Genomic DNA, 12,286 nt, shown 5'->3' on the forward strand with positions numbered 1-12,286 from the left:
ATTTAAGCCGATACCACTGCGGTTTCAGTGTTACCGTACATCGGTGTCATTTTCTCGTTTTCTTACGTAAATAACCTTTGGTCATGCTTTTATGCTTGTCATCATCCCAATGAAATAAACGTCTAAACAGTTCCGATTCATTCGCTCGGTGCAAATCTACAGCTCGATTAAAACCTGCACCACTCGGTCGTCTGCTTGTTTTTTCCCATTCTTCTTTAATATAATCAGGTAATTTAAGTTCAAACTCTCGCTTAGTGAACGGTTTTACGCCCTCAGTATCGCACCATGCACGGTATAAACTACTTAAAAATATAGAGGGTAAGAAGTCGCTGACGAACTCCTCAAACATATCATTTACAAAGGCCAATACATTGTCATTAGAGATTTTAAAGTCATCTAACAGCCCTTGTGTGGCTTTTGGTTCGTCAAACTTCTCAAAGTTAAGCGATAAAGCGATTTTAAGCACGTACTCTAAAACGTCTTTGCGTTTAATATAATCATCTTTGATTTTCCAGTTGTCATTATCTGCCGTGAAAGACTTGTTAAAGGGAACAATAAGCAACCGTCTGTACGTTCCGTTTGACTTGTTTCTGAACTTAGGTAAGAAATTAGTCGATTGAATAACTAGCTTGTTAAATACTGCCAAAGTTGGTTGCTTTCCTTTCGCTTCAATCGGTACTGGGTCGCCAGTAACCACGCTGAAATAGTTCCCTGCATTGTCTAAGTAACTGACTTGGCTGTCATCTCCGATAATACATGTTTTACCCACTACTTGAGAAAGGGCGAACCGTTCAGAAAACTGTTCAGCTTTGACACTTGCGACGTTCTCACGTCCGATTAAGTTCATGATGAGGCTCTGAAAAGTCCCTTTTCCGTCATTTCCTTTACCGACGAGCCACACGCCTTTACGATAGGAATAGTTGCCGTTGGTACTTGCGGAAATAATCTGCCATAAAAGGCTAACAAGCTCTTTATCTCCACTCATTAAATCAATTAACCAGTCGTCTACGTTCCAGCCGTTAATATGAGGTACTTTTGCCTTGGCATTGTACTTTGTAGCAATCGTTGAGGTAAATACGTACTTAGGACTAAATGGCTCTAATTGTTGTGTTTTCTTATTGAAAATACCGTTCGCAACTGGGATAAGATGAGCTTCTGCGGTTTGTTGTTTAACCTCTGCTAAGGTTTCAAGTTTGAACAAGACTTCTTTTGACCGTGCCTGACTGTATGACGGCTCTAGCCAGTAAATGAGCCGATGAAAGAAGTTTTCATTTGTTTCATATATCCCTAGTTCAGGGTTATAAACGCCTAACAGTCCGCTTTGGTGGTCTAGTTTGATGACTTTGAGCGTTTTATAAATGATTCTTGCTGTCTCTAAAGGAGTTAATGATTTCGGTGACTTGCCGTCCTCTTTAGGTGTACTTAAAAATAAGTTACGGTGTTCAAAGAATAGTTTTCTAACGGCTTTAAGCGTTTGAGTATGTGCTTTGACATAATCAGGGTTATTAATGATTTCTTTTTCTTGCTCAATCCAATCAAGGACGGCTTCGCTATAAGCTGTAATACTTACGCTTTTTATTCCGCCCTCGCCATATTCCGTGAAGTCCTCTATTTGAGGTTTGGGACTTCTTACGTTTCCCTGTGGCGTTTCTGCCACAAGTTTATCTAATTGGTCAGCCATGAGTTCCTTTCTATCTCATCTTGAATACACTTTTCCAAATGGTCGCCAGCTCGTCATCAGGTAAGGGCGGACTGGTTCGATTGTTAAAGGTTCGCAATAAGTCCATGCAACTATTGTTATCAATGCCAATCTTTCTCCAGTAGTGGAGAATACGGTTCGTGTCATTGTTTCGATTCCCTTTTCTTGCGCCTTGGTTGAATAGTTCCCACATTTCAGCGCCATAAGTTCGACTGCCTAGCGTTGTGTTCTGTCTTTTTTGTGGTCGCTGTATCATTTCAAGTAACCAGTCAGGACAATCGCAAAGACTATCGAAAGTTAAAGGCTCGTTAGTTTCTGTATCATTCAAAGGCATATAATCGCCGTCTGTACGTTTGCTCGGATATATGGGTGTGAAGTGTGTTTTTATCTCTACGCCGTCCGCTAGTTCACTGACAATCGGCTGATTAAATAGCTCTTTCGGAACTTTAAAGAAAACGTGCAAGCCGTTGCCTGTGGGTGTCTTTTCAACATAGGTACTTAATATTTCGCCCTCGCTGTGTTCATTCCACAAGCGACTGAATACAGCTCTGCCATTCTGTCCGTTTTGGTGTTGGTCTAAGTCAATGCAAATCAAACCGCTGTTTCTAAGATTAATCATAATGTTGCGGTTTGGTATTTCATCAAACCATTCACTCACTGTGATTTCGTCAAGAGTTCCGCTTGAAGTTCCTTTTATAACAGCTCTCTCGCTTTTACCTGCTGGATAACCAGCGATAACAGAAAAGCCACGACTAATACAGTTTAGGGCTTGTTCTTTTGGTGTCAATCATCAACCTCCAATCGATACTCGCATTCATCACAAATTTGTCGCTCTTGATAGGGAATGACTTCATTTTCTTTTAGTGGTTTACCGCATAAATAACAATTCACTATGTCAGTCCTCCTAATCAATCATCTTATCAAGCCATTCCAAATCTGCACGCCTATAGCCTGAAACAGCATCATGAATCGAAAAGCCCATTTCTTCTTTTTTAGTGATTCCCGCCGTGCGTTCAGCTTCATCAGTTGGGATAAAATAGCCTAATCCGTCAATCGTACCAATGGCACAACGTTTCTTTTGTAAGCTAGAAATACGACTTTGTAGGGTTCTCAAATCAATATTCAAGGATTGAGCCAATACTTCGCCTCTGATTGCTCTATCAATCCCCTTATGGTCTGCCAGCATTTTAATAATGTTTTGATCAAGCTTTTGTAGTTCTCTTAATTTCATGATTTCCCCTCCGCTTCGTCATAAGTTCCCCATATAGAAATAATGGTCTTGATAAAATTCTCTATGTCTGTGCTTTGTCTTGCATCAGCTACCAATACATTAAGTAAGATACTGACTGCTTCAAGATTTGATATTTCATCAAACTGTGGTGTAACTGCGAGTAAATCTTCGCCTTTGTATAAGGCTTCAATTGTAATGGCTTTTATTTCAGTATCTGGTTGAGTTTTCAGCATTTCGTAAGCTTTGCCACTCTCCATAAATTCAGAAAGTGCTTGTTGTTCATCATCACTCAAATTTTTTAATGTCATTTTCTATTTTCCTTTATCTGTAATTTGATAACAGCAAGCTCTTTTCCCAAAACTGGGCTTACTTGCCTGCATAAGGCTTTCTTTACTCCACTTGGTAAAATTATGCCTGTACTCGCTTCAAACTGCTGTATCAAGTCATATTTGACCGCTCGTGCGTTGTGAATCATCTTAAATGGGTGTTTGCCTATCGGTCTAAAACTATTCCGTCCGTACCGTTTTATAGCCGTATAACCTTGGTGGTGTTCTATCATCTCGCTACCTCATCAAATAAGCTGATTTCTCCGCCCTCTTTTTCGCCCTCAAATCGGACACCGTGCTTGTATTTACTAACTTTAAAGCTATAATCAACTGTGCCTGTGTTTGCATTCAATGGGTCTATTTTTTCGATTTGCTTGTCTGTCAGCTCCGTGTGATAGGCTTTTAAGTTTTGCATGCCTACGCTATCAATACCAGCCACATAGGGACAAGCTCTAATAATATTTGTCATTTTCTCAATCCTTTAATAAATTTGCCTTGCCTGACAAGTTGCTAAGTATCTATGATGATGAACTTACATATATCATCGATTAAATAGTAAATAAGTGAAGTTTTGTATCTTGGTTTATAGCGATTCAATCCTTTATCTTCCCAAGTATCAAGTGTGCCGTCTGATATATCCATTTCTTTTATAACTTCTTGCCTAGAAATATAAGGCAATTTTCGCTCTTTTTTTAGTTCTAACAGCTTATTTGCATACTGGTTAAAATCTGTAATCACAGAATCAACTAAACCACGAGCCACAAGGGTTGTTAGTGTGTCTTCATTCATGGAGTGCCTCCGTTTTTACGTTTAGAGATAACTTCCAGCACTGCATAAGTCAGTCTGTCTTCATTTATTCCTAGCTCATGAGAAAGCTCTGAAACATCTTCGGAACTGATAATATCAAAGGCTGATAGAACTGTTTCTTTTGATTTCCTACGTTGTCTTTCATGGCGAATACCACGGTTAAAAGCTACGTCATAAAGGTATTCATAAGCAAAAATGCGCATCCAGTCTTGCCAATTTTTTTTATTTGCGGTGTGATAGTCCATCAAGATAATCTTTTTCTCTATGATGTCAGCTAATTGCGCGACGCCCTCTGTAACGAACCCCTTATATTCTGTTTGTTTAATTTCTTGCTTAATGCGGTACTTTTCAGCAATTTCATGAGAAATTTTCATCTTAAAAGGGTTGCCTTTTTTAATATAAAGGATTCTGCTTGTTGGTATCCGTCCACCTTTGATATCAAATGAAAGTATAGTTTCGTCTTTGCGACGGTAAGCTCTTAAATTAAATGTTTTGAATTTCATGCTTTACCCCTTAACCTTTCGTCATGTATCTAGCGTATGAAGTTACGTTTTTAAACGTGCGTTCTAAGCCTTGTTTCGTCCAAACCGTCCAAGTATGAGCGATTGGGTCAAACTGCACTTGTGCGCCTGTGCGTATGCCGTGAGTGGGGTAAATTACGTCGATTATTTTATTCAATTGTTAGCTCCAATTCTATAAATCGGGCGAAAAATGGTACAAAAAAACTCCATTTCTCGCGCCTTAAAAAATGCGTGTTGAAAAAGAGTTCACTTCTTGATATAATTTATTTATCGAGTGAAACTCTCGGTGCGGACTACTTAACTTCAAACTTTGGTCGGGGAGAAGTTTAGTAGTTTTTTATTTTACTTTTAATTTGTTTACGCCATGACGTACTGCTTCAGCTTTAGTTATCCCTTTTTCTCGGGAATAATCGCTGATTAGTTTTGCCTGTTCAGCATTAAAACTTACAGACATCCTTGTTTCTTTTGGGTCGTTGGTAGGTCGCCCTACACGTCTTTTTTCTTCCTCAGTCAAATCCTGCACCTTTCTTACTAAAATTGCAAGTTAATCAGTACTCATTTGCCTAAGCCGTAACCCTTGATTAACCTTACATATATAATTATAACACCACTAATTATATATGTCAAGAATTATTGCACCACAAATTAAAAATAAATCATTTTTCAAGAAGTTCACTCTTATTCAGTTTTCAAAGGTCAATCAGCTTTGATTTTGCTGATAATTTTTGTTAGAATGGAGTAAAGCAAAGCCACGAAAGGCTTGCCTTACTTAATATTTAAAGTCGTTTTGATGGGGATCAGTTACGGCTTTTTTGTTGTCATTGTGGCTTTAATAGCTGTTTTGATAGGCTCATAATCAGAACCAGCTTCAATCATTGCTATTACGATACTTTCAAGCATTTTGTAACGTTCCATTTCCTCTGAATTTAAGAGGTCTAGGAGCGTTTTTTCTTTTCGCCAGTCTGTATCTCTAGCTTGTATCTGCTTTTTAGTTAGTCCTGTCACAGTAGTAGCAAGCAAACTTCTAATAATGGTGTGCCATGTATTACCATGACGTGGAAAGTGTTCCCACTCAGAAATAGCTTGATGAAGATTAACACCTTTTGGTTTCTCGACTGCTCTTGCAATCTTGCGAGCTTGTAACTCATTTCTCATAGCTATAAAAGCAGCAGCTAAATCAAATTTGAATTGCACAACTGCTGGTGTATTTCCTAATAATGGAATAAAGAATAAAGTTTGTTGTTCGTTGAGATGATAAACTTTTCTTGCGTTTCCTCGGTTGTTTACACGGATTTCAAATCCGCGTGAACCTTTCTTCATGGAACTTTCAAAGTGCCATGTCAGCGGTGCTATTTCTTCAAGTTTCTTTTTATATTTACGAACCAATCGAGAAACTGAATCATAGATAATATCTGTCTGTTCAGCAATAATCTCGGTAGTCGTATAAAAATCTTCATTATTTGCTTTAGACAAGTCTAGGCTGTCAAATAATACTAATGGGGTCATTTATCCTCATTTCTACGTAGTTTAAAGACATTGCGGTCTGTTAGGTCAGCAGTTTAGAGCCATGCGTAGGCTGTGGAATCAGCAAAGATACTTACAAGGACGTGAATACCTTGTGTACGTTCGTTAGATAGAAATTACTCATAACTATCAACGATTGTTCTCTTTGATGATTTATTTTTTGTCGTTCTGAATTTGTGTACTTTTTGAGCTAATTTTAACGGCTTCAAAGACTGCCGTTTCATCTACTCCTATAATTTTAGCTATTTTTCTAAGTTATGCAATACTAAAGCCGTTTTCTGGGTCTTTTTTCTTATTCCAAAAGTTCCATTTTTTCAGTCCTAATTCTTGTTGGACAAATGAAATCATGAAACCTTTAGATTTAATAAGCTCGTCTAAAGTCATATTAAATCTCCTTCGTTTCGTTTATGTGTACTATAATAAACTATTTTTTTTGCATTGTCAATTAAAAAGGTACGCAAAAACAAAACTTTTTGTGCTATAATATTTTTAATAAAATAAAAGGTGTAAGAGAATGAATGATATAAAGTTTGCTGAAAACATCAAAGAGTTCAGAAAAGCTAGAGGGTTTTCTATGGAAGAACTCGGAAAAAGGGTAGGAAAAGCAAAATCATCTATATCGGCATGGGAAAACGGGAAAAGAACCCCTAAAATGGGAGAAATTCAAAAGATAGCTGATGTTCTAGGTGTTACAAAAAGTCAATTATTAGGGATTGAGGACTCAAGTAAAGATGAATATATTTATGAAGAACTAAGGCGAATATGGTTTGAGTTCATTTTTAGAAAGAGTGTCAAAGAAAACGTTGAAGTGGCGAAAAAAGCCGTGGAAATAATTGCATCGGTATGTCAAGATAATCTAACAGAATTCGACAAAGATTTGTTTGATAAATCTTACGAAATCAACAAAGCTCTAAATCCTATTTCAGATTTCAACAGTTTAAGACATAGCTCGGTAATGAAACTTATAGATGACGATAAGGAATAAACCAAACTCATGTAAAATTTATAATCGAAAAAATAAGAAGTAGAGCTTCTACGGCTATCATCACAACGCCTATGACGAGGCGTGTGCGTTGCTGTATGAGCTGTGCTGGTTTGATTTGGTGGGGTAAAAAAAGGAGGAAACATGAAACTATCGGACTACTTAAAGAATATTGATAACCTAGATGAAAAAATGGAAAAGGCTGTAATTATAGCTGAGTATGAGAAAATGTTTGGAGAACACTACAGACTACCACAAGAACAGTTTACTGACCTGATGGAATTACCTTTGCCAAAATTAAGAAGAGTTATTCATGAAATGAAAAAAGCAATAGATTAGAATTTTAATAGTGCTAAAGTCTATATAGCTGTGAACCTCAACATTTCTCAACATGCTAATAAATGCTAAGGTTCAAATATATAAAACAATTCCTAAATTTTAGGAATGCAAAATAAAAAGCGCTTTTAGAGCGCTTAGAGTTTGAGAGGAAAATAATAATGTCTGAAAAAGGGTATGTTTACGCTTTGGAAAACAAATCATTCCCAGGGATGATAAAGATAGGGCAAACCAAAAATTTACATAAACGCCTGAAGCAATTTAATAATACAGGAATGCCAGACAGTAATCCTACACTATTACTTTTTGCTTTCAGATTAGAGAACTATCAAAAAGCTGAAAGACTACTTCATAATGTCTTTACAGACAAAAGACAATCAAGTAAAAAGGAGTGGTTCACGGTTAGTTTTAATCAAGTTAAATCTGCTTTTTCGCTACTAGCAATAAATTCTGAAAATGAGCTAATACATCCTAGTGAGTATAACTCAGAGATCATTAAAAAAATAATTCCAATTAAAGAAAGAAAAATTGGGCAACGTCCAAACAGAACTTTTGATTATTTAAATATTCCAATTGGTGGACGACTTGTTTTTAAGGGAAACAAAAACTTAATCGCAAGAGTGACAGACAGGAGAAATAGAGTTATTTGCCCTTGTTGTAAAACTGAGCAGTCTTTATCAAGGGCAGCGATTTGTTGTTATGATGAAACTCATCAGTTATTAGATTCTCAAAAAGGCCGAGATAGAAATGGATTTGCTTGGTTTGAATATAACGGTTTACAGTTAGATAAAATAAAACCAGTGGTAAATTCTGAATTACTATAGTGCTTAATTAAAGTGTTTCCACTCACTAAAAATGGATAAAAGGAGAAAAAATGCCATTAATGAAACTTGATATGATTAAAGATAGCTATTCAACTGATGAAATTACGCAAATACTTGAGATCTCTTATCGGGTCATGTTAGAAGCTTTTGAAGCACCCGAGGGAGACCGCTATCAAATTGTAACTCAACATGAAATATTTGAAATGCAGATACTTGATACTGGTTTGGGAGTAAATCGTACAGATAAAGTAATAGTTTTTAGTTTAGTCACTCGCCCACGAACTGTGGAACAAAAAGTTAATTTTTATAAAGAATTGGTTTCTAGATTGAATGAAAAACTTGAAATAAGGGCAGAAGATATAATGATAAATTTGACCGTTAATAGTGATGAAGACTGGAGTTTCTTTGGGGGAAGAGCGCAATTCCTTACAGGAGACTTATAAAATACTTGCTTATAACAGTCCAATACCAGTATGCTAAGAAATGCTAAGGTTCAAATCTATATAGCAAGTCCTAAATTTTAGGAATGCAAAATAAAAAGCGCTTGAGCGCACGCGAAAGAGGAAAATAAAGTGGATAATATTACGAACGAATCAGATAACCTTATTCAAATTTTTAGTCATAACCCATTAGCACTTATCTCATGTATTATATTGGGTATTGGCCTTCTATTTACTTTTGCTAGTAGACAGTTTATTTTAGTTAGAGTGCTTTTAGGAAATGTAAGTTTTATTAAACAACGAATTCTTGGAGTTATTTTTGGAATAGTTGGTGCCTTATTACTTCTTTTTGCAACAGGTAACTTGAATCTTTAATAAAACAAATCACTTGCTCAGCTAATTTTATATAAATATATATCGGCAAAGAGACTTTGATTTGAGAAAAAGAGGTGTGAATATAGTACAACACTTTTTCATCTCGTGTTGTGTCTTGGAACGAAGCGGAAAGGAATGATTATAACAATGATAACAAAAAAAGAGATAAAAGATCGCTTTGAAAGAACTTCTGGAGGTATTTTAAGCGGTGTAGAAATAATTACTGATAAAAATACTGGCGTACAATATATGGTGGTTAATAAAGATTCTGACGGTTGTGGAATAACACCGTTGATAGACAAGAATGGCAAACCACTGTTAGCTAAACCAGATTCTGAATCGCATTTTGATTTATATTAGTATATAAACTCTAGATAAATTTTGGGATTATACCCTGATAAGTCAATTTCATGCCAACATTTGCCAACAATTAACAAGTGTACTTTTAGGTACGCTTGTTCAGTATGATACTGACAGCATGTAAATTTTGTATGTTGCTAGAATTTGCTGTGTATTTGTAACTACGGAGCTATAACATTTTTGTTTTGAATGGGTACACCTCAAAGTTACCCCTGACCGACGTGATGTCGGTATAGACTTTGTCTAGTGTTGATAACCTCCACAATTTTGAGGGCGTTAAAATCTTTACACCCTGAACCGCTGTCAGTTTGCTTACATTTTGCAAGTAACTGACAAGCTAAGTATTAACGAAGTGATTTTTCCCTCCGTTAATCGTCCCAACTTTCTGCCACAAGTGGCAAAAACGAAAATTTCGTTGTTGTTATTAAGGGGGTCGTGATTCTCGACTCCCTAGGTAGTAACGATTCGTTCCTCCCTTTTTTAATAGCTCCGACAACTCCGAATACTTTCTCACATTTTTGTGATTAACCTTGTCTAAACTTTGTTAGTGCCAAATTGGCACAATCTCATTTTTATTTATATGTTTTTGGTTTCACTTTTTTCGGAAACCAAGAATAGGATATGAACATTTTTGTACAAATCTCTATAGGTTCGCTCTAATCTACTCTAAACTACTCTAAACGCATAACAGCCAATTTTGCCGAGGTCAGCAATAATGAAGATATTGCATAAAATGAAACAACTGGATTTAATATAGAAAATAAAAAAAGCGCCCTAGTTTGAAATAGGACGCTTAACGCAAAACTTCATGAAAAGTTTATGTTTGGAATAAATAGATTATACAACATATTCTATAATTTGTACATTTAAAAGCCACACCAAAGAGTAGCTTTATACTTGAAAGTAATGACATCTCAAAATCATTATACTTTCATCTTACACTTTTTTGTATTGGTTTTCAAATTAGAAAATAACAACATACTCATTACATTTTTTATTAAACTACCTGAGGTCGCATTTTACGACTATTGCCACAATCTAATTAGGGCAAGTAACTTTTTTACTTTACCTTAACTATCAGAAATTTACGAAAGTTCATATCTGTGAAAACCAAAGGTATGAATATATTTTTTAATTCATATCATCCGTGACGGAGTATTTCAAACTCCTCAATATAATCAAAGTGGCTTATATCCACTATAAAATTAGAAAGAATTTACACCATGAAAAAAGACGACGTTATCAAACTATCAGACGGACAGACTGCCACAATTGTTACTGGCGATGAATCTACAACTTTGCAAAATTGTTATATTGTTCGGCTCGAAAATGAAGATATAAGAGTAGTTGATAGAAAAACTCTAACGCTTGCGGAATCATTGAAATAATAGTCGTTTATAACAAATTCCCCCCTTTTTCCACCAATTCCATAAGTAAATTATTGAATCTTTTTTTACTTAACCCCAATACGTGCAAACCTGAACCACGTTAAAAGCTGATAGGAGGAAATATAAATGTTTAAAGCAATCAAAGAAACAATTAAAAGTTTTATTATATTTTGGGCTATTAAAAAATTATTTAGTTTTGCTTGGCGTTCTTTCACTTCTAAATAACTATCAGTCTGTTTCTTATAGTTGTTACCGTTGATACTTTATAATTACTCTTCTTTTAGAGAATGGTATCACTATAAACCCTTTATTTATATAGCTTTATAATACTTTGTTACCGTTGATACCGTAAAATATACTATATCAGTAGAGAATTTAATAACTCTATAAACTAATAAACCAGTTAACTAAATATCTCTAATAATAATATTTCTCAATCCTCGTACATGCCTTGCCTGACATTAGTACAAAATGGAAAGGAAGAAATAATTATGAATATTAAAGAATATATAAAAAAAGACGGTACAAAGGTGTACCGAACTAACGTTTATTTGGGTGTGGATAATCTCACAGGTAAGCAAGTAAGAACAAGTGTAACTGCTAAAAGTAAAAAGATGTGTGAAACTAAAGCACGCCAAGCTATAAATAAGTTTATCAATAATGGGTCTACAATTGCAAGGGAAAAAGTGGTTTTTGATAACTTTGAATCCTTGGCTTTGAGTTGGTTTGAGAGTTATAAGCTGACAGTTAAGGAAAATAGTATAAGTGTTGCTGATAATTACTTACGTAATTATATACTGCCTCCTATTGGCTCGTACAAGCTCTCTAAGATAACGCCAATGTTATTGCAGGAACTTGTCAATAAATGGGCTAATAACGCAAATACAGCCGAAATAATCAACGGTAAGCGTGAGCGAGGAAAATGTAAGGATTATAAGCTACTTCTTAACTTCATCAAACGTATTCTTGATTATGGTATGCAATTAGGAGCTATCGAGGATAATTCAGCTATAAAGGTTTTCCCTCCTAAGTTAAAGACAAGGACAGTTAAAAAGATTAAGTATTTTGATAATGAGGAGCTAAAACAATTCTTGTTGTATCTTGATACTTTAGAACCAAGCACGGACAATCGAAAGAGTAAAACTTTATACAAACTACTTCTTGCAACTGGCTTACGTGTAGGGGAGGCTATGGCTCTTTCTTGGTCTGATATTGACTTTAACAACCATTATCTCAATGTGTCTAAAACTCTAATTCAACAAAGCAATGTGATACAGGATAGCGCAAAGACAAAAGAGAGTAATCGTTCTGTGTTTTTGGATAACGACACTATTGAAAGTTTAAAAGAATGGCGGAAATATCAAAATGACGGTGCTATATCTTTGCATGATTCTTTAGTTTTTTCATATCATCAAAAAATGAGGTCTTATGAAATAGAGAGACAAAAATTAGTGAGACACTTCAAAAATGCTG

At 35.5% G+C, this 12,286-nt stretch carries 19 protein-coding genes; 8 read left to right on the forward strand and 11 right to left on the reverse strand.

The features are described 5' to 3' along the window. Positions 1-46 precede the first annotated feature (46 nt). From MKX45_RS11370 to MKX45_RS11420, 11 genes are all read right to left on the reverse strand, one after another. Positions 47-1,681, reverse strand: a complete 1,635-nt coding sequence (locus MKX45_RS11370) for a DNA primase family protein (protein WP_340817227.1) — start codon at positions 1,679-1,681, stop codon at positions 47-49. A gap of 10 nt (positions 1,682-1,691) precedes the next feature. Next, positions 1,692-2,486: a bifunctional DNA primase/polymerase gene (locus MKX45_RS11375; RefSeq protein ID WP_340817228.1), complete on the reverse strand. Its 795-nt coding sequence runs from the start codon at positions 2,484-2,486 to the stop codon at positions 1,692-1,694. Between the two features lie 117 nt (positions 2,487-2,603). Next, positions 2,604-2,930 (reverse strand): hypothetical protein, encoded by a 327-nt coding sequence (locus tag MKX45_RS11380; RefSeq protein WP_081200176.1) that lies wholly within the window; start codon positions 2,928-2,930, stop codon positions 2,604-2,606. Further along, a complete protein-coding gene (locus MKX45_RS11385; RefSeq protein WP_340817230.1) occupies positions 2,927-3,238 on the reverse strand; it encodes a hypothetical protein in 312 nt (103 codons plus the stop codon). The genes MKX45_RS11380 and MKX45_RS11385 overlap by 4 nt, the downstream gene beginning before the upstream one ends. Beyond that, positions 3,235-3,489, reverse strand: coding sequence for a hypothetical protein (locus MKX45_RS11390; protein ID WP_128267798.1), 255 nt, complete (start codon positions 3,487-3,489; stop codon positions 3,235-3,237). The genes MKX45_RS11385 and MKX45_RS11390 overlap by 4 nt, the downstream gene beginning before the upstream one ends. Next, the gene (locus MKX45_RS11395; RefSeq protein ID WP_128267797.1) at positions 3,486-3,725 is read right to left on the reverse strand and encodes a hypothetical protein; all 240 of its coding nucleotides are present in this window, start codon (positions 3,723-3,725) and stop codon (positions 3,486-3,488) included. The genes MKX45_RS11390 and MKX45_RS11395 overlap by 4 nt, the downstream gene beginning before the upstream one ends. Before the next feature lie 41 nt (positions 3,726-3,766). Next, positions 3,767-4,045 (reverse strand): hypothetical protein, encoded by a 279-nt coding sequence (locus tag MKX45_RS11400; RefSeq protein ID WP_260141055.1) that lies wholly within the window; start codon positions 4,043-4,045, stop codon positions 3,767-3,769. Next, on the reverse strand, positions 4,042-4,566 hold the full coding sequence (locus MKX45_RS11405) for a hypothetical protein (RefSeq protein WP_340817233.1): 525 nt from the start codon (positions 4,564-4,566) through the stop codon (positions 4,042-4,044). The genes MKX45_RS11400 and MKX45_RS11405 overlap by 4 nt, the downstream gene beginning before the upstream one ends. A gap of 355 nt (positions 4,567-4,921) precedes the next feature. Beyond that, positions 4,922-5,098: a CopG family transcriptional regulator gene (locus tag MKX45_RS11410; RefSeq protein ID WP_308859249.1), complete on the reverse strand. Its 177-nt coding sequence runs from the start codon at positions 5,096-5,098 to the stop codon at positions 4,922-4,924. A 287-nt stretch (positions 5,099-5,385) separates the two neighbouring features. Then, positions 5,386-6,090 (reverse strand): Rha family transcriptional regulator, encoded by a 705-nt coding sequence (locus MKX45_RS11415; RefSeq protein WP_340817236.1) that lies wholly within the window; start codon positions 6,088-6,090, stop codon positions 5,386-5,388. Between the two features lie 273 nt (positions 6,091-6,363). Beyond that, on the reverse strand, positions 6,364-6,492 hold the full coding sequence (locus tag MKX45_RS11420; RefSeq protein ID WP_340817237.1) for a hypothetical protein: 129 nt from the start codon (positions 6,490-6,492) through the stop codon (positions 6,364-6,366). 130 nt (positions 6,493-6,622) lie between these two features. Here MKX45_RS11420 and MKX45_RS11425 point away from each other — a divergent pair, with 130 nt between their 5' ends. The 8 genes from MKX45_RS11425 to MKX45_RS11460 all read left to right on the forward strand — a co-directional run. Beyond that, positions 6,623-7,093, forward strand: a complete 471-nt coding sequence (locus MKX45_RS11425) for a helix-turn-helix domain-containing protein (protein ID WP_340817238.1) — start codon at positions 6,623-6,625, stop codon at positions 7,091-7,093. A gap of 141 nt (positions 7,094-7,234) precedes the next feature. Beyond that, complete coding sequence (locus MKX45_RS11430; protein WP_340817240.1) at positions 7,235-7,429, forward strand: hypothetical protein; 195 nt, start codon at positions 7,235-7,237, stop codon at positions 7,427-7,429. 158 nt (positions 7,430-7,587) lie between these two features. Beyond that, positions 7,588-8,250, forward strand: a complete 663-nt coding sequence (locus MKX45_RS11435) for a GIY-YIG nuclease family protein (protein WP_021212115.1) — start codon at positions 7,588-7,590, stop codon at positions 8,248-8,250. A 50-nt stretch (positions 8,251-8,300) separates the two neighbouring features. Continuing rightward, on the forward strand, positions 8,301-8,693 hold the full coding sequence (locus tag MKX45_RS11440; RefSeq protein ID WP_340817242.1) for a tautomerase family protein: 393 nt from the start codon (positions 8,301-8,303) through the stop codon (positions 8,691-8,693). Between the two features lie 129 nt (positions 8,694-8,822). Beyond that, entirely contained in the window at positions 8,823-9,065 is a 243-nt protein-coding gene (locus MKX45_RS11445; RefSeq protein WP_010905057.1) for a hypothetical protein, read from the forward strand. A gap of 135 nt (positions 9,066-9,200) precedes the next feature. Continuing rightward, positions 9,201-9,425, forward strand: coding sequence for a DUF6440 family protein (locus MKX45_RS11450; RefSeq protein ID WP_010905058.1), 225 nt, complete (start codon positions 9,201-9,203; stop codon positions 9,423-9,425). A 1,223-nt stretch (positions 9,426-10,648) separates the two neighbouring features. After that, the gene (locus MKX45_RS11455; RefSeq protein ID WP_058224134.1) at positions 10,649-10,813 is read left to right on the forward strand and encodes a hypothetical protein; all 165 of its coding nucleotides are present in this window, start codon (positions 10,649-10,651) and stop codon (positions 10,811-10,813) included. Positions 10,814-11,304: 491 nt separating this feature from the next. Next, positions 11,305-12,286, forward strand: a 982-nt coding sequence (locus MKX45_RS11460; RefSeq protein WP_340817243.1) for a tyrosine-type recombinase/integrase, incomplete at its 3' end; no start/stop codon positions are given.

It is taken from the genome of Lactococcus sp. FSL W8-0209 (genome assembly GCF_038006585.1).
GTDB classification, from domain to species: Bacteria; Bacillota; Bacilli; order Lactobacillales; family Streptococcaceae; genus Lactococcus; species Lactococcus lactis.